Consider the following 22559-nt stretch of genomic DNA (forward strand, 5'->3'; position numbering starts at 1 on the left):
CTGTATAATCAAAACCTCCGGCTAAGTCGGAGGTTTTGATTCACATGTACCGCACCACAATGCACACCATGGACACCGCCATCACCATGATGGTGGCCGGCGCGCAGTAGCGGCAATACTTGCCCCAGGTGACGGGATGGCCGTTCTTGGCGGCCACGGACGTGCCCACCACATTGGCGGAGGCGCCGATGGGCGTGGCGCTGCCGCCCAGGTCCGTGCCCATGGACAGCGCCCAGGCCAGCACATGCAGGTCCACGCCCTGGGTCTGGGCCATGGCCTGGATCACCGGCACCATGGTGGCGGCAAAGGGGATGTTGTCCACAAAGGCGCTGGCCACGGCGGACACCCACAGGATGATGGCCACCATCACCACGGCCTTGCCGCCGCTGAGCCTGGCAATGCAGTCTGCCAGCACGGCCAGGCAGCCGGTGCGCTCCAGCCCGGTCACCACCACGAACAGGCCCGTGAAGAACAGCAGGGTCTTGTAGTCCACCCGGGCAAACAGTCCCGCAGCCGCCTTCCGGCCGCTGGTCAGCAGCGTCACCAGGCTCATCAGAGCCGCGGCGATGCACCCGATGGCGGCCACCGTCAGCTCCGTCTGGGCGTGGGTGATCAGCAGGACCACCACCACTAAGAAGGACGATCCGCAGCCATAGAACCCCGCCCGGTTGGTCACCGCCGACGCTGCGTCGGGGTACACCACGTCTGCCGGGCGATTCTTCTCGCTCTGGGCCAGGGGCTTCCGGAAGCACAGGAAGAAGTACACCACCGTGAACACCAGACACACCGCCGCGATAACGCCGGTGTTGCCCAGGAAGTCGAAGAAGCTCAGCCCCAGGGAGGTGCCGATGATGATGTTGGGGGGGTCGCCGCACATAGTAGCCGAGCCGCCCAGGTTGGCGCAGAAAATCTCCGCCAGGATCATAGGCACCGGGTCAAAATACAGCGTCTTGGCCAGCTCCGCCGTCACGGCGGCCAGGAACAGGATCACAGTGATGCTGTCGATGAACATGGCCAGAAGCGCCGACATCACCATAAAGCAGATCAGCAGCGGCACCGTCCGGTAATGCACCAGCTTCGCGATTTTTAGGCACAGCCACTGGAAAATTCCCGCATGGCCCATGCCCTCCACCATCACCATCATACCGGCAATGAACACAATGGTGGACCAGTTGATACCGGTATTGGACTCGGACGAGCCCACCCAGAAGCCCTTCTGGATAAAGCAGCTGAGGTTCAGCGTCTCCCAGATGGCCCCTCCGTCATGCATGCACAGGCCGAACACCAGTACCAGCACCAGAGCTCCGCTGCCCAGCGTTACCCACTGACGAGGAAACCGGTCCCAGATGATGAGGGCAAACATCACAACAAAAATGGCAACCGCCAAAATTTTCTCCATGATGGCTCCTCCCCTTTCTTCAGAAATGATCTTTGAACCGTATGGTATTGTAGCCTCCCCACTCGGGAAAGTCAACCCCAGCGCCTTATACAGTTTCACAAAAATGTCACAAGCAGAAGCCAGTTTTCTGTAAATTGCACGACATTTACATGGAATTAACAACGTATTCACACATTTTTACTTGGGCATTCCGGAGTCTGTACAAGTGCTTCCCACGTGTAAAAAGAGGCTGTCCCGGGCGGGACAGCCTCTCTTTTATTTGACGTAAAACAAGTTTACTTGGCGGCCTTCTGAGCCTTGATGGACTCGATCAGCTCGGGAACGACCTTGAACAGGTCGCCCACGATGCCGTAGTCCGCCACCTCGAAGATGGGAGCGGACTCGTTCTTGTTCACGGCGATGATGCACTCGGAATCCTGCATACCGGCCTTGTGCTGGATGGCACCGGAGATACCCAGAGCGATGTAGACCTTGGGATGCACGGTCTTGCCGGTCTGGCCGACCTGGTGGTCAGCGCTGATCCAGCCGGCGTCCACGCAGGCGCGGGAGGAACCCACGACGCCGCCCAGAACCTCGGCCAGCTCCTCGGCCAGCTTGATGCCGCCTTCCACGTCCTTGGAAATGCCGCGGCCCACGGACACGATGAAGTCCGCACCGATCAGGTCCACCAGCTTCTTGGCGGCCTTCACGGTCTCCACCACCTCGGTGTGGATGTCGGAAGCCTCCAGAGCGAAGGCGGGGTGCAGGATCTCCACGTTCTTCTTGCACAGGCGCTTCTTCATAACGCCGGGACGAACGGTGGCCATGGCGGGGCGGAAGCGGGGGCAGATGATGGAGGCCATCAGGTGACCGCCGAAAGCGGGACGGGTCATCTTCAGGTCGCGATCCACGGGATGGGGCTCCCGGTTGATCATCACGGTGCCCAGTTTGTTGATGCGGTCCTCGGGCAGAGTGGAGGCTTCCTTCAGGAAGTTCTTATAGTTGGGCAGGTCGATGTCCAGGTGGGTGCAGTCGGCGCACAGACCGGTGTGCAGACGGGCGGCGCAGCGGGGAGCCAGATCACGGCCGATGTTGGAGGCGCCGAACAGCAGCACCTCGGGCTTGATCTCCTCCACGGCTTCCACGATCACCTTGGTATAGGCGTCGGTGGTGAAGTCCTTCAGCAGGGGGGAGTTGTACACATAAACCTTATCCGCGCCGTATTCGCCCAGCTCGTCGGCCAGCTTCCGGCCCTCGGAGATCAGTTCAAAGGTGGTGGGCATCATCACGCCCTGACGCTGCTCGCAGAAAACCCATACGTTTTTGAAGGCAGCGGTATCAGCACTATTAAAAGCCATTTTCTTATCTCCTTCCTCAGATGATGTGCTTGGCGGCCAGGATGCCGGCCAGCTTGTCGGTAGTCTCCTTACCGGCGCCCTCGAGCATCATGCCGGCGCCCTTCTGGGGAGGCGTAAAGGAGGTCAGAATGTTGGTGGGAGAACCCGCCAGGCCGATGGTGCTCTTGTCGATCAGGGGATGATCCTTCAGAGTCTCATAGGTCATGGTGACCAGGGGCTTGCTGTAGGCTTCGAAAGCGCCGCCCACGGACAGGTAACGGGGCTGATTCAGCTCCTTGATGCAGGTGATCATGCAGGGGGTCTTGACCTTCACGGTCATGTAGCCGTCCTCCAGCATGCGCTTGACGGTCAGGGTGTTGCCGTCCTTCTTGATCTCGCCGGCGTAGGTCACCTGGGGCAGGTGCAGCTTCTCGGCGATCTGGGGGCCAACCTGGGCGGTATCGCCGTCGATGGCCTGACGGCCGGCCAGGATGATGTCGTCCTCTTCCACGCCGTAGGTGTCGATACCGGCGGCGATGATCTGGGAGGTGGCGTAGGTGTCGGAGCCGCCGAACTCACGGGCGGTGATCAGGACGCCCTCGTCCACGCCCATGGCCATCAGCTCACGCAGCATGCCTTCTGCGGGAGGGGGACCCATGGTGAACGCGATGACCTTGCAGCCCAGCTGGTCCTTCAGGGACAGGGCGGCTTCCACGGCGTTCAGGTCGTCGGGGTTGATGATGGTCTGCATGGAGGCACGATCCAGGGTGCCGTCGGGGTTCACTGCCACCTTACCGGAGGTATCGGGAACCTGCTTCACAGTAACAAGAATTTTCATTTTACCTTTTACCTCCTCAATTACTTAACGCCCAGGTGGCTGGAGATGACCATGCGCTGGACCTCGGAAGTGCCCTCGTAGATCTCGGTGATCTTGGCGTCGCGCATCATGCGCTCCACGGGATACTCACGGGTGTAGCCATAGCCGCCGAACAGCTGCACGGCGCGGCGGGTCACATCGGAAGCGGCCTCGGCAGCAAACAGCTTGGCCATAGCGGCATCCATGGAATAGGGCTCGTGGTTCTGCTTCTTCATGGCAGCAGCGTACACCACGTACTGAGCGGCCTGCATGCGGGTGTGCATATCGGCCAGCTGGAACTGGGTGTTCTGGAACTGGGAGATGCGTCTGCCGAACTGGACGCGCTCCTTGGTATACTTGATGGCTTCCTCAACGGCGCCCTCGCCCAGGCCCAGAGCCTGAGAAGCGATACCGATACGGCCGCCGTCCAGGGTCTTCATGGCGATCTTGAAGCCCTCGCCCTTCTTGCCCAGCATACGATCCTTGGGGATCACGCAGTCCTCGAAGATCAGGTCGCAGGTAGAGCTGCCGCGAATGCCCATCTTCTTCTCGTGCTTGCCCTGAGAGAAGCCCTTATCGGTTTTCTCCACGATGAAAGCGGAGATCTCCTTCATGGAGCGGCCGCGCTTATCGGTGGTCTTGCCGGTGACGGCGATGATGACGAAGGTATCCGCCACGTTGCCGTTGGTGATGAAGCACTTGGAACCGTTGAGGATGTAGTTCTCGCCGGACTCATCCAGCACGGCGGTGGTCTGCTGACCCTGGGCGTCGGTGCCGGCGCCGGGCTCGGTCAGACCGAAAGCGCCGATCTTGCGGCCGGAGCACAGGTCAGGCAGATACTTCATCTTCTGCTCCTCGGTGCCGTTCTCAAAAATGGGGGCGGCGCACAGGGAGGTATGAGCAGAGACGATAACGGCAGTGGTGCCGCAGACCTTGGCCAGCTCTTCCACGCACATGGCATAGGACAGGACGTCGCCGCCGGCGCCGCCGTACTCCTTGGGGAAATAAATACCCATCATGCCCAGCTTTGCCATCTTCTCGACGGTTTCCATGGGGAAACGCTCTTCTTCGTCGATCTCAGCGGCCAGAGGCTTTACTTCGTTCTCTGCGAATTCGCGGTACATCTTGCGAACGAGCAGCTGTTCCTTCGTCAGATGGAAATCCATACTCTTTTCTCCTTTACAGATTTACTTTTTGTAGTTGAAGAAGCCCTCGCCGGACTTGATGCCCAACTTGCCGGCACGAACCATCTTCCGGATCAGCACGTTTGCGCGATACTTGCTATCGTGGGTCTCGTTATACAGCACGTCCATGATGTTCAGCACGATGTCCCAGCCGATCAGATCGCCCAGGTGCAGGGGGCCCATGGGGTGGTTGCAGCCCAGCTGCATAGCAATATCGATATCTTCCGCAGAGGCAACGCCCTCCTGCAGAACGCAAACGCCCTCGTTGCAATAGGGGATCAGGATCTTGTTGACCACAAAGCCGGGGGCCTCGTTGACCACCACGGGGGTCTTGCCGATCTCGGTGGACAGGGTCTTGATTTTCTCGACCAGCTCGGCGGGGGTGTTGCCGCCGGCAATGACTTCCACCAGCTTCATGGCGGGCACGGGGTTGAAGAAGTGCATGCCGATGAGCTGATGCTTCAGGCCCTGGCCCATCTCGGTGATGGACAGAGAGGAAGTGTTGGAAGCGAAGATGGCATCTTCCTTGCAGATGGCATCCAGGCGGCCCAGCAGTTCCTTCTTGGTGGCCATATTCTCAGCAACGCACTCGATGACCAGGTCGGCATCGGCGGCGGCCTCGAACTCCTCCACCAGGACGCGGCTCATGATATCATCAGCGGCTTCCTGGGTCATCTTGCCGCGGGCGACCTTCTTGTTCAGAGAGGCGGCCAGCTTGTCCTTATGACGCTGAGCGCTGGGAACGCTGGAAGCATACATCAGAGCGGTGTGGCCCTTCGCTGCGAAAACCTGAGCGATACCGCTGCCCATAGTACCTGCACCAAAGATTGCGACTTTCATGATTGTTCCTCCTAAATAAATTTTTATTTAAGTAGCGATTTTAATCATCAGGCCCGGTAAGGAGCCTGTTAATTAACCAAATGGGGTTACTTGTTCTGATAGGGCTCGTGCTTGCGCTTTTCCAGGAAGGCGCCCATGCCTTCCTTCTGGTCCGCCGTCTCGAAGCAGCTGCCGAACAGGCCCTCCTCGATGGCCACGGCCCGGTCGATATCCACCTGCATACCGTCGTTGATGGCCTTCTTGCAGGCGCGGACGGCGATGGGGGCGTTCTTGGCGATGGTCTCGGCCATCTTCTCGGCGGCGGGCATCAGCTCCTCCAGGGGATACACGGCGTTCACCAGGCCGATGCGCAGGGCCTCGTCGGCCTTGATGTTCTTGGCGGTATAGATCAGCTGCTTGGCCATGCCCATGCCCACCAGACGGGCCAGACGCTGGGTGCCGCCGAAGCCCGGGGTGATGCCCAGACCCGCTTCCGGCTGGCCGAACACGGCGGTGTCGGCGCACAGGCGGATGTCGCAGCTCATGGACAGCTCACAGCCGCCGCCCAGGGCAAAGCCGTTGACTGCGGCGATGGTGGGGATGGGCAGCGTCTCCAGCTTGCGGAACACGTCGTTGCCCTTCTTGCCGAAGGCCTCGCCCTCGGCCTTAGTCAGGGTGCTCATCTCGCCGATATCGGCGCCGGCCACGAAAGCCTTCTCGCCGCTGCCGGTGATGACCAGGGCGCGGATCTCGTCGTCCGCCTTCACCTGCTCCACCAGCTGGTCGATATCCTCCAGCACCTGGGAGTTCAGGGCGTTGAGGGCCTTGGGCCGGTTGATGGTGGCAACGGCAATGTGGCCCTTCTTTTCCAACAGAACATTCGTCATGATCGTTCCTCCTTGCTTCGATCACCCGCCGCAGCGGCGGGCGCGCGACGGGATGCCGCCCATAGCGGTCCCATCATGCGTACTCTTCATACAGCTTGTATTATAGTCCCTCGTCTAAAAATTATCAAGCCCTTGTTTCCCGGCTTTTTCTTTTTCAGGATATTTCACAAAAGAAATGAATTTTCTTTGCACATTTTTCAATATGACATGTTCATAATCCGGTCACAAAACCGTCCCCGGCACCAAATGGAGCATTTTTTTCGTTTACAGAACCGTGTATCTTGTGGTATATATAGAGTTGGTATTTTATTTGCGGCCATGGCCGCACAGGAGGAAATGACCCATGCGCATGAGAAAGAAAAAGAATCTGGTGCCCCGGATGGAGGCCTGCTCGTCCCTGCTGGTGGCGGATCCCCGTGCTCTGCGGGGCCGCTGGCGGGAGCTGCTGCCCGATGCCCGGGAGCTGCGGGTGGAGTTGGGCTGCGGCAAGGGCCGCTTCACCGTGGAAACCGCCGCCGCCGAGCCGGACGTGCTGCTGATCGCCGTGGAGAAAGTCCCCGACGCCATGGTGGTGGCCATGGAGCGGGCCCGGGACGCGGGGCTGCACAATGTGTTCTTTGTGGACGGCGACGCCGCCTGCCTGCCGGACTTCTTCGCCCCCGGCGAGGTGGACCGCATCTATATCAACTTCTGCGATCCCTGGCCCAAAAGCAACCAGAAAAAGCGCCGCCTGACCCACGGCAATTTCCTGCAGCTGTACCGCCGGGTGCTGCCCATGGGCGGCGAGATCCACTTCAAAAGCGACAACGACAAGCTGTTCGAGTGGTCCCTGGAGGAGATCCCCCAATTCGGCTTCCGGCTGTCCCAGGTCACCCGGGACCTCCACGCCGACGGCCCCGTGGGGGTCATGACGGACTACGAGGCCAAATTCTACCAGCAGGGCGTCACCATCAACCGGTGCGTGGCCATCATGGTTCCCTGGGAGGCCCCTGCACAGCCGGAGGAGTCGGAAGAAGCGTAACCCCGGAGAGGAGGACCCGCGCATGATCATCGAAAGCCACGCCCACTACAGCCACAAGCGCTTCGACGGCGCCTTCCGCTATCTCACCGGTGAGCTGACGGCCCGGGAGGGACAGCGGGAGGACCTGCTGGACCGTCTGCGGGAGAGCGGCGTTGTCCTTTCCATCGAGCCCGCCATCGACTTTGAGTCCAACCGCCGGACCGCCGCCCTGTACCGGCAGCATCCGGACTTCATCCGCCTGGCGGTGGGCGTGCACCCCACCCGGACCCATCAGGCCCCCTGGCGGCAGCGCAGGCAGCTGGAGGTCTGGGCCCGGGAGCCCGGCGTGGCGGCCATCGGCGAGACCGGGCTGGACTATCACCTGCCCCGGAAGCACCGGCTGACCCAGCTGCTGTGGTTCCGGTATCAGCTGGGCCTGGCCCGGCGGCTGGAACTGCCCCTGGTGCTGCACATCCGCATGGCGGACCGGGACGCCCTGGCCATGCTGCGGCGCAGGCGGCGACATCTGCCAGGCGGGGTGGTCCACTGCTTCCAGGGGGACTGGGACACGGCCCGGGCCTATCTGGACCTGGGGTTCTGTCTGGGCATCGGCGGGGCGCTGCTGCGCCGGGAATCGGAGGCCCTGCGGGACGCAGTGGCCCGCGCTCCCCTGGACCGGCTGCTGGTGGAGACTGACAGCCCCTATGTGCTGCCGGACGTACCCTGGACGGGCAGCAAAAAATCCCTGAGCCGGGTGCGCAACTCCTCCCTGCTGCTGCCGCGCATCGTGGAGGAGATCGCCTGGCTGAAGCATCTGCCGCCGGAAACTGCGGAGGCGGCCATACTGGAAAATACCCGGCGGGTGTTCCACCTGTCCGGAACGGAGAACGGAGGATAACCATGCAGTACGATTTCGATACCATTCTGGACCGGCGGGGCCGGGACGCCCTGGCCCTGGACATGATCCCCTATAACGGGGTGGAGCCCAAGGAGGGCTTTTCCCGGATCCCCATGTGGGTGGCGGACATGAGCTTCCCCACCGCGCCGCCGGTGCTGGAGGCCATCCGGGCCCGGCTGGACCACCCGAATTTCGGGTATTTTCAGCTGAGCGGCGCCTACTTTGACAGCATCATCCGCTGGCAGCAGGTGCGCCACGGCGTCACCGGCCTGGAGCGGCAGCACATCGGCTATGAAAACGGCGTTCTGGGCGGCGTCAGTTCCGTGGTCCAGGCCCTGACCTGCCCCGGCGAGCCGATTCTGGTCCACAGCCCCACCTATGTGGGCTTCACCCACACCCTGGAGCGGCTGGGCCGTCCCATCATCCACACACCCCTGACGCAGGACGCAGAGGGCATCTGGCGCATGGACTATGCGGACATGGACCGGAAGCTGAAGGAAAACGACATCCATGTGGCCATCCTGTGCTCCCCTCACAACCCCTGCGGCCGGGTATGGGAGCGCTGGGAGCTGGAGCAGGCCATGGAGGTATACGCTGCCAACGACTGCACCGTCATTTCCGACGAGATCTGGTCCGATCTCATCATGCCGGGGTACACCCACATCCCCACCCAGTCCGTCTCCCGGGATGCCCGGGAGCGCACCGTGGCCTTCTATGCCCCCACCAAGACCTTCAGCCTGGCGGGGCTGATCGGCTCTTACCACATCATCTATAATGACCGGCTTCGCTGCCGGGTCCAGCGGCAGGGAAACCTGTCCGGCTACAACGACTGCAACGTGCTGTCCATGCACGCCCTCACCGGGGCCTACAGCGACGAGGGCATGGCGTGGGTGGACCAGCTGTGCGCCGTGCTGGACCGGAACCTGCGGTATATCCGGGACTTCCTGCAAAGCCGCTATCCCGGCGTCACCATGATGCTGCCCCAGGGGACGTATATGCTGTTCGTCAACTGCGGGGCCTGGTGCTGCAGCCACAGCATCACGCCGGATGATCTCCGCCGCCGGGGCGTGGAGCATGGCGTCATCTGGCAGAACGGCGCGGGCTTCGGCGACGGCGACTGCATCCGCATCAACGCCGCCCTGCCCCATTCCCTGGTGCGGGAGGCCATGGACCGGCTGGAAAAATACGTGTTTGTGGGCTGAGCCGCGCCTGCGGCACGGCCCGGCAATGACCACATAAAAAGCAGGGGAGAGATTTCCAACGAAGTCTCTCCCCTGCCCTGCTTTTATTTCCGCTTTTTCTTGCTGAGCTTGCTCATGGCCCGGCGCTGGGCCGCCTCCTGCTCGTCCTTTTCCGCCTGCTCCACCAGGTCCTGGTATTTCTCCGGATGGCGGGCCCAGTCGATGCGGTAATAGGTCAGACCGATCAGCAGCAGCGCCCCCACGATGATGATGCCGTAAAACAGAATTTTTTCAAATGACATGGCAGCCCCTCCTTATTACGGTAAAGTATACAGGAAATTGCCGCCGATGGCAAGTTTTTTCGCCAGACAGGCGCAGAAAAAATCTGCGATTTTGGTTGTTTTTGCCGAAAGAGGGTTGTATAATAATTCTGTTCCCGAAAAATGGGAGCAAAACGGAAAAGTAAAATAGGAGGAACGGATATGTTCACGAATTTCAAAGAACTGGAAGCCTATGTCCTGTCTCATAAAAACAAAAAGCGCATCGTCCTGGCCAACGCCCATGACGAGCCCGCCCTCAGTGCCGTGGTCAACGCCCATCGCCGGGGCGTGGTGGACGGCACCCTGCTGGGTAAGAAGGACGAAATTCTGGCCCTGCTGCGGGAGATGAACGAGGACCCCGCCGAGTATGAGATCGTCGACTTCGACGGCCCGGAGCTGGACGCCGCCAAGGCCGCCGTGCAACTGGTGCGGGAGGGCAAGGCCGACATCCCCATGAAGGGCATTCTCCAGACCTCCAGCTTTGCCAAGGCCATTCTGAATCGGGAAACCGGTCTGATCCCCGCCAGCGGCCGCCGTCTGGTGAGCCAGTGCGGCATTTTCGAGTATGAGGGCCGCTTCATGATGATCACCGACGCCGCCATCAACATCGCTCCCGATGTGGACACCCAGATCGGCATTGTGGAGAACGCCCTGCCTGTGGCCAACGCCCTGGGGGTGGAGCTTCCCAAGGTGGCGGTGCTGTCCGCCGTGGAGAACGTCACCGAGAAGATGCCCTCCACCGTGTCCGCCGCCGAGATCGCCAAGCGCGGCATCCCCGGCTGCGTGGTGTCCGGCCCCCTGGCGCTGGACGGCGCCATCTCCATGGAGTCCGTCAAGCACAAGGGCATTCACGACCCCGTGGCGGGCCAGGCGGACATTCTGCTGGTGCCCTTTATCGAGATCGGCAACGTGCTGTACAAGTCCATCACCTATATCGCCGGAAAGACCATGGCCAGCACCATCTGCGGCGCCTCCTGCCCGGTGATCATCACCAGCCGGGCCGACACGCCGGACAGCAAGTATTACTCCATCCTGCTGGCGGTCCTCCGCTGCCTGAAGGCATAAGCACCATAACAATCTGACAAAAGCGGGGCTTCGGCCCCGCTTTTGAGACTGTCGAAAAACTCGGGAATCTTTCGCCATCGAAAAGGAAGATAGTTACGAAAGAAACCCATCAGGGGTGTCTTTCGTTTGCAATCACAGGTTTTTCAGAACTTAAAAAGTTCTGAAAAACCGCACGCAGCTTGTCAAAAAAGGCTTTTTTGACAAGCTGAAAAGCGGGGCTTCGGCCCCGCTTTTGCCGGAACAGGCAGAAAAAAGCCCTGTGCCTTGCGGCACAGGGCTCATCTTGTTTGTCCGAGCTTAGATCGCGCGGGTAACTTTACCGGAACGCAGACACCGGGTACAAACGTACACATGGCGAGGCGTACCATTGATCATAGCCTTCACGCGCTTGACATTGGGCTTCCAGGGACGATTGGAGCGTCTATGGGAGTGGGAAACCTTGATACCGAAGGTCACGCCCTTATCGCAGAACTCGCACTTTGCCATCCGTTGCACCTCCTTGCTGTGAGAAACTCGCTTGCCTACATCGCAAGCAATAGATATCTTAGCAGATTGCGGCGCAAAATGCAAGCATTATTTGACAAAAATCTGAAAAAAATCTGTCAGGCCGCAATACATTCTCAGCCAAGCGAATAAAAGCTGAAATACGCCCCCTCGGCGGCGTCTCACAGCTTGGGCACAATAGCCAAGAGATGCCGTCTTATTTTGTGACATATTACGATTCTTCTTAAATTGCAAAAATGTGGTTGCAAAACAGCCCAGGACATAGTGGCAAGTGTCTCATGGGTGATGAGCGCCGCAGCCCCGGCTCGTTCAGGGCTGATAAATCCGGCCGGTCTGCCCGGGCCGGAAATACAGGAAGAACCGCTGTTGGCGGGATATGTCACTTTTTGTATTGACTTTTGCCATATATCCTTTATAATAGAGTCGATAGGACACCCGTCTTTTTCGCCGGAAAAGGCGGGTTGTTCGCTGAAAAACGACAGCCGCAGCGTTTCATTTTTTCCTTGCGGCAGAATGGAGATTTTGTTATGTCCACTTATTCAATGACCGTGGCCGGGCTTCAGCGGGAGCTGCCCATCTGCAAGGTCACAGACGATCTGTATATCGGCGCATTCATCTGTTTCGGCGACGCGGAGCTGACCGAGGCCTGCGGCCGGGAGCTGCTGAAGCTGCTGGAGCCTGGCAGCTATGACTACCTGTTCACCGCAGAGGCCAAGAGCATCCCCCTGATCCACGAAATGGCCCGCCAGTCCGGGGCCAAGAAGTACTTCATCGCTCGGAAGGGTCCCAAGGCCTATATGCCCGACCCCATCCATGTGGAGGATCAGTCCATCACCACCGCCGGCACCCAGAAGCTGTATCTGGGCCGGGATGACGCGGACCTGATCCGGGGCAAGCGCATCGTCCTGATGGACGACGTGATCTCCACCGGCGGCAGCCTGAAGGCCATGGAGGACCTGGTGGCCCTGGCCGGCGGCACCGTGGTGGCACGCATCGCTGTTCTGGCCGAGGGCGACGCCGCCAAGCGCCATGACATCAGGTTCCTGGCTCCCCTGCCCCTGTTCAATCCGGACGGTTCCGTGAAATAAGACATCTGCTTCCAAAAAAGGCAGCCGATCGCAGGATCGGCTGCCTTTTGTTACTCTTTTTCGGCTCAGTCCTGCTGCCAGTTGTGCCACACGTTCTGGACGTCCTCGTTGTCCTCCAGCATATCAATGAGCTTGTTCATGCTCTTGACGTCGTCCTCGCCGGTCATGGTGACGTAGTTCTGGGGCACCATCTCGATCTCGGCGCTTTCAAAGGTGTAGCCCTTGTCCTCCAGGGCCTTGACCACGTCGTTGAAGCTGTCGGGATCGGTGGTGATCTCGAACACGGGGCCGTCGGGGGAGAAATCCTCGGCGCCGGCGTCCAGCGCGTCCATCATGACGGTGTCCTCGTCCAGCTCGCCGTCCTCGTTGTCGATGACGATAACGCCCTTGCGGTCGAAGGACCAGGACACGCAGCCCTGGGCGCCCATGCCCTTGCCGTACTTATCGAAATAGTGCCGGATCTCGGGGGCGGTGCGCTGGCGGTTGTCGGTCAGGGCCTCCACGATGACGGCCACGCCGCAGGGGCCGTAGCCCTCGTAGGTGACGGACTCGTAGTTATCGGTGTTGCCGGAGCCCAGCGCCTTGTCGATGGTGCGCTTGATGTTGTCGTTGGGCATATTGGCCGCCTTGGCCTTGGCCACCACGGTGGCCAGACGGGAGTTATTGGCGGGGTCGCCGCTGCCGCCCTGCTTGACGGCCACGATGATCTCCTTGGCGATCTTGGTGAAGGTGGCGGAGCGCTTGGCATCGGCCGCGCCCTTGGTTTTCTGAATATTGTGCCACTTGGAATGTCCGGACATGTGATTACTCTCCTTCGGTCATGTAGTATTGCACGGCGTCGTGATGGACCGCCGATTTTAAGACGCGGATATCGGGAAACGCTTTTTGCAGGCGGCGCACCACCTCGGCGCACACCACGTCCTCCGTGGGGAAGTGCCCCGCGTCGATGAGGTTGAGGCCCTGGGTGTCCAAAAAGTCGTTATACCGCAGGTCGCTGGTGACAAAGGTATCGCACCCCTGGGCCAGTGCCTGGGGGATATATTCGCCGCAGGCTCCGCCGCCCACGGCCACCCGGCGCACGGGCCGTCCGCCGCTGCGGTATCGCAGGCCCCTGCAACCTAATGATTTTACCACATCATGCAGGAACTGTTCAAGGGGTTTTTCGCAAGAAAGTGTGCCGATGCGGCCAATTTTTTGTTCATTCAGCGGAATCGTGTCCGTCAGCCCCAGGGCCTTGGCCAGCTGATCGTTGACGCCGCCCTCCGCCGCGTCCAGATTGGTGTGCATACAGATGGCGGACAGGTCATGGCGCACCAGGTACGTCAGAAGCCCCCCCAGACGGGTGTCATCCCGGAGAGTCTGCATCTCCTGCTCATGCCAGCGGACGTTCATCACCGGGTGATGTGCCACGATCAGGTCCGCCCCTAGCTCCGCCGCCTCCGCCGCCACGGCGGGGGTTACGTCCAGGGCTGCCAGCACCCGGCGGACCTCCCGGTCCCCCCGGCCCACCAGCAGGCCCACATTGTCCCAGCTCTCCGCCGTTTCCCGGGGAGCCCAGGCATACAGAAAGGTTTCGATGTCCCGTACCGTGGTCATTTCAGCGTCTCCTTCTTCTTTTCCAGGGCGGCGATCAGCTGCGGCAGGGTCCCGCAGTCCGCCCCTTCCCTGCTGTGCCCCAGGCCGTCCAGCCGGCGGCGCAGACGGTGCAGCTGTGCCTCCAGATAATCGCCGTACAGCGGGTCCCCCTCCAGATGCAGGCCGCCGTACAGCCGGACCTCATCCGGGGTAAAGGGCTCCCCTGCCGTCATTTGCAGCACCACATAGAGCTTGCCCTTGTCCCACACCAGCCGCTCGTCCCGGCAGACATAGCCGTTTTCCGAAATCCAGCGGCGCAGCAGCTCCACCTTGGTCTGGGGCTGCAGCAGCAGGGTGCAGCCGGAGGTCCGGGGCCAGGGGCTATCCGTCAGGATCTGTATGATCGTCTCGCCGCCCATACCGGCTATGACCACCGTGTCCGCCTCATGGGGGGCAATGCCCCGCAGACCGTCGCACAGGCGCAGGTCCAGGGCCGCGCCGTATTCCTCCGCCGTGCGGCGGGCGTGGGCCAGAGGCTCCGGCCCGATGTCGGCGGCGATGGCGGAGGCAATACGCCCCTGTTGCATCAGCCACACCGGAAGATATCCGTGGTCCGTGCCGATATCCGCCAGTCTGGCCCCCTGGGGGACCATATCCGCCAGCAGCCGCAGCCGGGGCTGCAATTGTAAGTGTTTCATAGGCTCTCCTGATAACACAGATAAACGCATACGGACGGGCCGTATGCGTTCCTGTTTGCATATGACGGTTACTGGGCGCTCTTGTTGGCCTCCTCGTTGACCAGGGCCAGCAGCTTGTCCACGTCGATGCCGTGAACGGCGCAGGCTTCCTCCACGGTCTCGCCGCGGGAGGAGGGGCAGCCCAGGCAGTGCATGCCGATGGACAGGAAGATGGGAGCGGTCTGGGGCGCGACATCCAGGATATCACCGATGATGGTGTCCTTGGTGATCTCGATCATAGTAAAATACCTCCGTTGTTGAATTTACTGCCTATAGTATACCCCAACCGTGCCGCCGTTTCAACAAAAACTTTCACAAATTCCGAAAATTACCTGTTCAGCGGCGGGCGCAGCTGGTATACTGTTGTCAAAACCGGAAAGGAAGGCGGAACCATGGGGGACAAGAAGCTGAAACTGCTGTATCTGGCAAAATACCTGGAGGAGGAGACGGACCAGGAGCACCCGGCAGGGATGCCGGAGCTTCTGGCCTATCTGACCGCCAACGGAATCTCCGCCGAGCGCAAGAGCGTCTATGACGACCTGCGGCTGCTGGAGTCCTTCGGCATGGACGTAGAGACCGTCAAGGGGCGGCAGTTCGGCTATTACCTGGGGGAGCGGACCTTCCAGCTGCCGGAGGTGAAGCTGCTGGTGGATGCCGTTCAGGCGGCCCCCTTCCTGACGCAGAAAAAGAGCATGGAGCTCATCGGCAAGCTGGAGCAGCTCACCAGCCGCCCCATGGCCCGGCAGCTGCGGCGGCAGGTGTACGTCCTGGGCCGTCCCCGGACCACCAACGAGACCCTGTACTACGCCGTGGATGGCATCCACACCGCCATCAGCCGGGACCGACAGGTGTCCTTCCGTTACTTCGACTGGACGGCGGAGGGGCAGCGGGCCTTCCGCCGGGATGGGGCTGCCTACGTCACGGACCCGGTGGCCCTGTGCGTGGACCGGTACTATTACCTGGTGGCCTACGACGCCCTGCGGCAGGACTACCGCCACTACCGGGTGGACCGGATGATGGACTTGACGGTGCTGGACTCGCCCCGCTCTCCCCTGCCCCGGGACTTTGACCTGGGCCGGTATGTCCGGAAGATCTTCGATATGTACGGTGGGGCCTCCGTCACCGTCCGGCTGCGGCTGCACCGGTCGCTGATCAACCCCGCCATGGACCGCTTCGGCTCCGACGCCCACATCCGGCCGGACGGGCCGGACCATGTGGCCCTCACCGCCCCGGTGGAGGCCGGCCCCACCTTCTACGGCTGGCTGTTCCAGTTCGGGGACAAGGCGGAGCTTCTCTCCCCTGCCGGCGTCCGCCGGGACTTTGCGGACTACTGCCGCCGGGTACTGGCACGGTATGATGCATGAAACACTGGATCACCTTATAATAACCCAGGGGGCGCTGCATAGCAGCGCCCCCTGGGCTTTGTCATTATGGGCGAACGAATCAGGCGAACAGATAGCCGTACTGATCCCGGATGGTGAGGATGAAGGTCTCCAGCTCCCGGGGCAGGTCGTTGGCCTCGTCCAGGTTATACTCCTGGGGCGCACCGGCCAGCCGCACCCGGACCTTGCCGCCCTCCAGGAACAGGACGCCGGCGTTGTGGGAGTCCTCCATATCCTCGGCGGTCTGGAACAGGGTGAACTTATCGTGGCAGGGCTCGGAGGCATAGGGGCAGAACTGGGTGCAGTTGCCGCACTCGTTGCACATCTTGTCCACGTGGAGGATCTGGTGGCTGCCGTCGGCCATGGCGATGGCCACGTTGGCACGGTTGGGGCAGGAATCCACGCAGTTTTCGCACACGGTGGAGCACTGCAGGCAGCGGCTGCCCTCCTGGCACACGCAGCCGCTCATGTTCAGGATGCCCTTCTTGGCCTGAGCGTCGGTCTTGGTGATATAGGCCTGCTGGGGAATGTCATAGGTGTAGGCCTGGCCGATGACCTCCTGGGCGAAGCGGGCGGCGTCGGCAATGCCCTCCACCACGGTGGCGGGGCCGCGAGTGGCGTCACCGGCGGCATACACGCCGGGCAGGTTGGTCTGAAAGGCGGGGCGGCCCTTCTTGTCCACCTCGATGCCGTTGGCGGCCATCAGGGCGCTGTCCACCTGCTCGCCCACGGCGGAGATCACCAGGTCGCAGGGGATGTCGAAGAACTCGCCGCTGCCCACGGGGCTGCGGCGGCCGGAGGCGTCGGCCTCGCCCAGCACCATCTTCTCGCAGGTCAGCACGCCGTCGGCCTGCTTCACGGGAGCGGCCAGCTCGGCGAAGGTCACGCCGTCCTGAAGGGCCAGGGCCAGCTCATGCTCGTCGGCGGGCATGTACTTGCGGGTCCGGCGATATACCAGAGTTACCTGCTTGGCACCGCTGCGCTTGGCCAGACGGGCGGCATCCATGGCGGTGTTGCCGCCGCCGACGACGGCAATGCTGCCGCCCACGGCGATGTTGCCGGCCTTGACGCCCTTCATCCACTGGATGGCCCCGGCCACATCACCGGCGATCTCCAGCTTGCCGGGCTTCCAGGCGCCCACGGCGAACAGAATGTGAGTATAGCCCATGGCCTTCAGTTCGGTGACGGAGGGGGCAGGCGCGCCGCAGCGGACGTCCACGCCGTACTTCTCCATCAGGGCGATGTCCTTCTCGATGGTCTCGTTGGCGATGCGGAAGGAGGGGATCACGTGCCGGGGCACGCCGCCCAGGCAGCTCTCCCGCTCGAAGATGGTGGTCTCGATACCGGCCCGGGCCAGGAAATAGGCCGCGGCGATGCCGGTGGGGCCGCCGCCGATGATGGCGGCCTTCTTGCCGGAGACCTTCTCGGTGGGCCGGATGGAGGCCATCAGGGCGTTGTAGCCCTTTTCGGCGGCCAGCAGCTTGGTATCCCGGATGCGGACGGACTCGTCATAGAAGTTCCGGGAGCACTTGGTCTGACACCGGTGGGCGCAGATGGTGCCGGTCAGGAAGGGCAGGGGGTTCTTCTCGGTGATGAGCTTCAGGGCCGGGGCATACAGGCCCTTGCGGCACAGCTCCATATACTCGGGGATATCCTGGTGGATAGGGCAGCCGCCCTGGCAGGGAGCGGTGAAGCAGTCCATCCAGGGCACCTGCTTGTCGCTCTTGCGGCTGGGCAGGGGCTTGATGGGCTTGACGTGGTGAACATCGGTGTGACTGGCGGCGGACAGCTGGCAGATGGCCTGGGTGTCCGTGCCGGAGAAGGGACGGTATGCCATGGGCTCCACCTTCTCCACCATCTGGTGCAGGCGGTTGTATCCGCCGGGCTTGAGGATGGTGGTGGCCACGGTGATGGGCCAGATCCCGGCGGCAAACAGCTTGTCGCAGTTGAAATACTCCGCGCCGCCGGCGAAGGAGATGCGCATCTTACCCTTGAACTGGCGGGAAATGCGGTGGCACATCTCGATGGTCAGGGGGAACAGGCTGCGGCCGGACATGTACATCTCGTTGTTGGGCAGCTCGCCCCGGGTGGTGTCCACCGGGAAGGTGTTGGACAGCTTCAGGCCAAACTCCAGGCCGCAGCTGTCGGCCAGGGCCTGCAGGCGCTCAAACATGGGCACGGCGTCGGCCCACTGCAGATCCTCGTTGAAATGGTGCTCATCGAAGACGATGTAGTCATAGCCCATGGAGTCCAGGGTGCGGCGGGCGGTCTGGTAGCCCAGGATGGTGGGGTTGCACTTGACGAAGGTGTGCAGGTGCTTTTCGGAGATCAGGTAGCTGGCGATGCGCTCGATCTCATCGGGGGGACAGCCGTGGAGGGTGGACACGGTGACGCTGCGGGACACCCGGGGGGAGATGGCGTCGATGAAGGCGGTCTCCTGGGGGAACAGCTCCTTGAGCACCTCCTTGCACTCGCCGAAGACGGCGGTGCGGCCGGCGTCCATCATACCGTCGATATAGGTGTTGACCTTCTCGCCCTTGATGCCCTCCAGGTCATAGCCCACGGACATGTTGAACACGAAGCCGTCGGGATCGCCGAAGCCGTAGACCTTGCTGAGGACCTTCAGAGCGCACCAGGCCTTGATATACTCGTCCATGGCCTGGGGAACGGTCAGCTCCGTGGACCACTCCTGGTTATAGCCCTCGTCGTTGGCCAGGATGCAGGGGCGGGGCACACAGGCGGCCAGATCAGCGCCGTCCATCTTCTGGACGGTCTTCACCTCGAAGAACCGGGCGCCGGCCGCATAGGCGGCGATGATGTTCTGGGCCAGCTGGCTGTTGGGACCGGCGGCGGGGCCGAAGGGGGTCTCGATGCGCTCGCCGAAGATGGGCAGGCTCTTGCCGGTGGCGTGGTACTGCTTATGCACGCCGAACACGTCGCCGCAGCCGGCGTACTCGGTGATTACCCAATTCATCAGGGATTTGAAGGGAATGGGATACATTTTCTCGGACATGGGGGCTCCTCCTTTTTGAATCGTAAAAAATCAGCGCATCAATACACCCGGTTGTTCAGGCTGCCCCAGAGCTTCTTGGCGGCCTCCAGGATGTGGGCGTTTTCGGCCTCCTCGTCGATGCCCACCAGCTGGCGGTCCTGCATCAGGAGCTTGCCGCCCGCGATGGTGGTCTGGCACTGGCGGCCGGTCATGCCGAAGATCATGTGGCCGTCGATGTTCTCGTCGGAGAAGGGGGTGAAGGGCTTGTAGTCCATAACGATGATGTCCGCCGCAGCGCCGGCCTTCAGCACCCCCAGCTGCACCGGGAAATACTTCTCGCCGATTTTGGCGTTGTTGCGGAACAGCATGTCCGTGACCTCGCACCAGCCCACGTTGGGCAGGCAGTTCTGGCTCCGCTGGGAGCACAGGGCCACCTTCAGGGATTCCAGCATGTCGTTGGTATAGGCGTCGGTGCCCATGCCCAGCAGGATGCCCCGCTTGTGCAGCTGGAGCACCGGGCAGATGCCGATGGCGTTGCCCATGTTGCTCTCGGGATTGTTGACCACCATGGTGCCGGTCTCCTTGATGATCTCCATCTCAGCGGTGTTCACATGGATGCAGTGGCCCAGAATGGTCTTGGGACCCAGGATGCCGTGGTCCTGCAGGCGCTGGACAGGGCGGCGGCCATAGTTTTGCAGGCTGTCGTACACGTCGTTCATGCCCTCGGACACATGGATGTGATAGCCGGTGCGGCCGTTGTTGGCGGCCACCATGCGGTCGAAGGTCTTGTCGCTGATGGTGAACAGGGCGTGTCCGCCGAACATGGCGGCCAGCATGGGATCCTGGTTCTTCTGGCACTCGGTGATGAAGTCGGCGTTTTCCTGGATGGCCTGCAGGCACTTCTCCTCGCCGTCCCGGTCGGAGACCTCATAGCACAGGCAGGAGCGGATGCCGAACTTCTTGGCGGACTCGGCAATGGTGTGCAGGGAGCCGGGGATCTCGGCATAGGAGGCGTGGTGATCGAAGATGGTGGTAACGCCCTGCTTGATGCAGTCCATATACAGGGCGTCGGCGCTGGCGCGGGTGCCGGCCAGGGTCAGCTTGCGGTCGATGGCCCACCAGGTGCCGTCCAGGACCTCGTAGAAATTGGTGGGATTGTTGCCCACGATGGACAGGCCCCTTGCCAGGGCGGAGTAGATATGGGTGTGGGCATTGATGAAGGCGGGCATGATGACGCCGCCCTTGGCGTCGATGAGGTTGGCCTGGGGGTATTTGGCCCGCAGGACGTTCTCCTCGCCTACCTCGGTGATGATGGTTCCCTCATAGGCCACGGCCCCGTGCTCATAATAGCCCTTGCCGCCCTCGTCCCGGGTGATGAGTCTTCCGTTGATGACCAGATTCATGTGTGTTCCTCCTTTTGAATTGTTCCAATGCTTCCGGGTAAAGAAAAATGTTTCAAACCTCCGGATGGAGATCTGAAACACTCAAGCAACAGCCGAGTGATAGTTGCAGCCCGTGCGCGAGGCACTTCCTTACAGCTACCAATCTTGGATTGTTGCCTATATTTTACACGCTTTGGTATAAAAATGCAACAGAAATTTTAGCTCCAGCGGCAAAAAATGTGCAGGATTCCGAAAAAGCCAGCCGGGCCAGGCCGGAATCCCTATGAAAAAAATCTACAAAGTCGGGATACCGGTAATTTTGCGGGCGAAAGAGTCTGTATCGCGAAATTGTGAAATAATCATCAAATAGGCCGGAATCCACAATTTGCGGCGGCTGCCGGGTGCAAAGGAGGGAATGTGCATTTTTTACAAAATGCACAAAAAACACCGCGAAGATTTTACGGTCGCGAGGGACGATTTTCGGAATAACCCCCTTGAGTATTTGCCGGAATGGTGTTATTATCAGAACGGATGGGGGTATGAGCAAATTTCATCTACCCATTCGATTTTGAACAATCTTGGAACAATTTTTGAGGAGGCAACTATTATGAATGCTTATCTGGCCAGCGTTCTGGAGAACGTCAGAACCAAGCATGGCAACGAGCCCGAGTTCGTGCAGACCGTCGAGGAGGTCCTGTCCTCTCTGGAGCCTGTCATCGAGAAGCACCCCGAGTATGAGAAGGTCGACCTGCTGAACCGCATGGTCGAGCCCGAGCGTATGTTCACCTTCCGCGTTGTGTGGTGCGACGACAACGGCCAGTGGCACACCAACCGCGGCTGGCGCTGCCAGTTCAACGGCGCCATCGGCCCCTACAAGGGCGGCCTGCGCTTCCAGAAGAACGTGTATGAGGGCATCATCAAGTTCCTGGGCTTCGAGCAGACCTTCAAGAACAGCCTGACCGGCCTCCCCATCGGCGGCGCCAAGGGCGGTTCCGACTTTGATCCCGCCGGCAAGTCCGACGCCGAGGTCATGCGTTTCTGCCAGAGCTTCATGACGGCTCTGTATCGCTACATCGGGCCCGACATCGACGTTCCCGCCGGTGATATGGGCGTGGGCGGCCGCGAGATCGGCTACCTGTATGGCCAGTACCGCCGCCTGAAGGGCGTGTGGGAGAACGGCGTGCTCACCGGCAAGGGCCTGAGCTACGGCGGTTCCCTGATCCGTCCCGAGGCCACCGGCTACGGCGCCATCTACTATCTGCAGGAAGTGCTCAAGCACGAGAACGACACCATCGAGGGCAAGCGTATCGCCATCTCCGGCTACGGCAACGTGGGCTGGGGCATCATGAAGAAGGCCGCTCAGCTGGGCGCCGCCGTCACCTACTTTGCCGGTCCCGACGGTTACGTTCACGATCCCGACGGTGTCATCACCGACGAGAAGCTGAACTTCATCCTGGAAATGCGCGCCAAGGATCCCATGCACTGCAAGCCCTACGCCGACAAGTTCGGCTGCGAGTTCGTGGCCGGCGAAAAGTGCTGGGGCGTCAAGGATGTTGACGTGTATATGCCCGCCGCTATGCAGAACGACGTCCGCATGGAGTCCGCTGAGAAGATCGCTGCCTCCGGCGTGAAGTACTACATCGAAGTGGCCAATATGCCCACCACCAACGACGCTCTGAACTTCCTGCGTCAGCAGAAGGGCATCATTGTGGCTCCCTCCAAGGCTGTTAACGCCGGCGGCGTGGGCGTCTCCGCTCTGGAGATGGCTCAGAACTCCGAGCGTCTGGTCTGGACTGCCGAGGAAGTCGATGCTCAGCTGCACAAGATGATGAAGACCATCCACAAGGAATCCGCCGATGCTGCTGCCGAGTACGGCCTGGGCTATGACCTGGTGGCTGGCGCCAACATCGCCGGCTTCAAGAAGGTCGCTGAGGCTATGATGGAGCAGGGCTGCTTCTAAGCCGAAAGATAGGA

The 22559-nt window shown here is 61.1% G+C and carries 22 protein-coding genes; 8 read left to right on the forward strand and 14 right to left on the reverse strand.

The window, feature by feature from the left end; genetic code table 11:
• Positions 1 to 40: 40 nt before the first annotated feature.
• The 6 genes from LKD37_RS02575 to LKD37_RS02600 all read right to left on the reverse strand — a co-directional run bounded on the left by LKD37_RS02575 (position 41) and on the right by LKD37_RS02600 (position 6461).
• Positions 41 to 1399, reverse strand: a complete 1359-nt coding sequence (locus tag LKD37_RS02575) for an ArsB/NhaD family transporter (RefSeq protein ID WP_302927784.1) — start codon at positions 1397 to 1399, stop codon at positions 41 to 43.
• A 275-nt stretch (positions 1400 to 1674) separates the two neighbouring features.
• Positions 1675 to 2736 (reverse strand): electron transfer flavoprotein subunit alpha/FixB family protein, encoded by a 1062-nt coding sequence (locus tag LKD37_RS02580; protein WP_302927785.1) that lies wholly within the window; start codon positions 2734 to 2736, stop codon positions 1675 to 1677.
• 16 nt (positions 2737 to 2752) lie between these two features.
• Positions 2753 to 3553 (reverse strand): acryloyl-CoA reductase electron transfer subunit gamma, encoded by an 801-nt coding sequence (acrB, locus tag LKD37_RS02585; protein ID WP_302927786.1) that lies wholly within the window; start codon positions 3551 to 3553, stop codon positions 2753 to 2755.
• A gap of 20 nt (positions 3554 to 3573) precedes the next feature.
• Positions 3574 to 4737: an acyl-CoA dehydrogenase gene (locus LKD37_RS02590; protein ID WP_302927787.1), complete on the reverse strand. Its 1164-nt coding sequence runs from the start codon at positions 4735 to 4737 to the stop codon at positions 3574 to 3576.
• A 21-nt stretch (positions 4738 to 4758) separates the two neighbouring features.
• Positions 4759 to 5595: a 3-hydroxyacyl-CoA dehydrogenase family protein gene (locus tag LKD37_RS02595; RefSeq protein WP_302927788.1), complete on the reverse strand. Its 837-nt coding sequence runs from the start codon at positions 5593 to 5595 to the stop codon at positions 4759 to 4761.
• An 86-nt stretch (positions 5596 to 5681) separates the two neighbouring features.
• Positions 5682 to 6461: a short-chain-enoyl-CoA hydratase gene (locus tag LKD37_RS02600; protein WP_302927789.1), complete on the reverse strand. Its 780-nt coding sequence runs from the start codon at positions 6459 to 6461 to the stop codon at positions 5682 to 5684.
• Positions 6462 to 6804: 343 nt separating this feature from the next.
• On the opposite strand from LKD37_RS02600, the gene trmB reads away from it, so the two are divergent.
• From trmB to LKD37_RS02615, 3 genes are read left to right on the forward strand one after another with little or no spacing between them, the layout of a single operon-like run.
• Positions 6805 to 7482, forward strand: a complete 678-nt coding sequence (trmB, locus tag LKD37_RS02605; RefSeq protein WP_302927790.1) for a tRNA (guanosine(46)-N7)-methyltransferase TrmB — start codon at positions 6805 to 6807, stop codon at positions 7480 to 7482.
• Positions 7483 to 7504: 22 nt separating this feature from the next.
• On the forward strand, positions 7505 to 8359 hold the full coding sequence (locus LKD37_RS02610; RefSeq protein ID WP_302927791.1) for a TatD family hydrolase: 855 nt from the start codon (positions 7505 to 7507) through the stop codon (positions 8357 to 8359).
• Positions 8360 to 8361: 2 nt separating this feature from the next.
• Entirely contained in the window at positions 8362 to 9561 is a 1200-nt protein-coding gene (locus tag LKD37_RS02615) for a MalY/PatB family protein (protein WP_302927792.1), read from the forward strand.
• An 83-nt stretch (positions 9562 to 9644) separates the two neighbouring features.
• Here the strand turns inward: LKD37_RS02615 and LKD37_RS02620 are convergent, their stop codons facing one another.
• The gene (locus LKD37_RS02620) at positions 9645 to 9842 is read right to left on the reverse strand and encodes a hypothetical protein (protein WP_302927793.1); all 198 of its coding nucleotides are present in this window, start codon (positions 9840 to 9842) and stop codon (positions 9645 to 9647) included.
• A 46-nt stretch (positions 9843 to 9888) separates the two neighbouring features.
• Here LKD37_RS02620 and LKD37_RS02625 point away from each other — a divergent pair, with 46 nt between their 5' ends.
• Together LKD37_RS02625 and LKD37_RS02630 are read left to right on the forward strand one after the other, a co-directional pair.
• A complete protein-coding gene (locus tag LKD37_RS02625) occupies positions 9889 to 10011 on the forward strand; it encodes a hypothetical protein (protein ID WP_302927794.1) in 123 nt (40 codons plus the stop codon).
• Between the two features lie 11 nt (positions 10012 to 10022).
• Positions 10023 to 10925: a phosphate acyltransferase gene (locus LKD37_RS02630; protein ID WP_302927795.1), complete on the forward strand. Its 903-nt coding sequence runs from the start codon at positions 10023 to 10025 to the stop codon at positions 10923 to 10925.
• Between the two features lie 297 nt (positions 10926 to 11222).
• On the opposite strand, the gene rpmB is transcribed toward LKD37_RS02630, so the two are convergent.
• Positions 11223 to 11411 carry a 50S ribosomal protein L28 gene (rpmB, locus tag LKD37_RS02635; protein ID WP_022177551.1) on the reverse strand — a complete coding sequence of 63 codons (189 nt, stop codon included), beginning with the start codon at positions 11409 to 11411 and terminating at the stop codon, positions 11223 to 11225.
• Between the two features lie 545 nt (positions 11412 to 11956).
• Here rpmB and LKD37_RS02640 point away from each other — a divergent pair.
• Positions 11957 to 12517, forward strand: a complete 561-nt coding sequence (locus LKD37_RS02640; protein ID WP_302927796.1) for a phosphoribosyltransferase family protein — start codon at positions 11957 to 11959, stop codon at positions 12515 to 12517.
• 65 nt (positions 12518 to 12582) lie between these two features.
• Here the strand turns inward: LKD37_RS02640 and LKD37_RS02645 are convergent, their stop codons facing one another.
• The 4 genes from LKD37_RS02645 to LKD37_RS02660 form a co-directional block, all read right to left on the reverse strand.
• The gene (locus LKD37_RS02645) at positions 12583 to 13317 is read right to left on the reverse strand and encodes a YebC/PmpR family DNA-binding transcriptional regulator (protein ID WP_302927797.1); all 735 of its coding nucleotides are present in this window, start codon (positions 13315 to 13317) and stop codon (positions 12583 to 12585) included.
• A 4-nt stretch (positions 13318 to 13321) separates the two neighbouring features.
• Entirely contained in the window at positions 13322 to 14113 is a 792-nt protein-coding gene (locus LKD37_RS02650) for a Nif3-like dinuclear metal center hexameric protein (protein ID WP_302927798.1), read from the reverse strand.
• Entirely contained in the window at positions 14110 to 14790 is a 681-nt protein-coding gene (locus LKD37_RS02655) for a class I SAM-dependent methyltransferase (RefSeq protein ID WP_302927799.1), read from the reverse strand. Before LKD37_RS02655 ends, LKD37_RS02650 begins: the two co-directional genes overlap by 4 nt.
• Positions 14791 to 14858: 68 nt before the next feature.
• Complete coding sequence (locus tag LKD37_RS02660; RefSeq protein ID WP_022176530.1) at positions 14859 to 15068, reverse strand: DUF1858 domain-containing protein; 210 nt, start codon at positions 15066 to 15068, stop codon at positions 14859 to 14861.
• A 153-nt stretch (positions 15069 to 15221) separates the two neighbouring features.
• On the opposite strand from LKD37_RS02660, the gene LKD37_RS02665 reads away from it, so the two are divergent.
• The gene (locus tag LKD37_RS02665) at positions 15222 to 16193 is read left to right on the forward strand and encodes a helix-turn-helix transcriptional regulator (RefSeq protein WP_302927800.1); all 972 of its coding nucleotides are present in this window, start codon (positions 15222 to 15224) and stop codon (positions 16191 to 16193) included.
• Positions 16194 to 16272: 79 nt separating this feature from the next.
• Here the strand turns inward: LKD37_RS02665 and ygfK are convergent, their stop codons facing one another.
• Together ygfK and ssnA are read right to left on the reverse strand one after the other, a co-directional pair.
• The gene (gene ygfK / locus LKD37_RS02670; RefSeq protein WP_302927801.1) at positions 16273 to 19224 is read right to left on the reverse strand and encodes a putative selenate reductase subunit YgfK; all 2952 of its coding nucleotides are present in this window, start codon (positions 19222 to 19224) and stop codon (positions 16273 to 16275) included.
• A gap of 38 nt (positions 19225 to 19262) precedes the next feature.
• On the reverse strand, positions 19263 to 20606 hold the full coding sequence (gene ssnA, locus LKD37_RS02675; RefSeq protein ID WP_302927802.1) for a putative aminohydrolase SsnA: 1344 nt from the start codon (positions 20604 to 20606) through the stop codon (positions 19263 to 19265).
• Positions 20607 to 21192: 586 nt separating this feature from the next.
• On the opposite strand from ssnA, the gene gdhA reads away from it, so the two are divergent.
• A complete protein-coding gene (gene gdhA / locus LKD37_RS02680; RefSeq protein ID WP_302927803.1) occupies positions 21193 to 22545 on the forward strand; it encodes an NADP-specific glutamate dehydrogenase in 1353 nt (450 codons plus the stop codon).
• Positions 22546 to 22559: the final 14 nt, after the last annotated feature.

The sequence above is a fragment of the Brotocaccenecus cirricatena genome, from assembly GCF_020687045.1.
GTDB lineage: Bacteria > Bacillota > Clostridia > Oscillospirales > Oscillospiraceae > Vescimonas > Vescimonas cirricatena.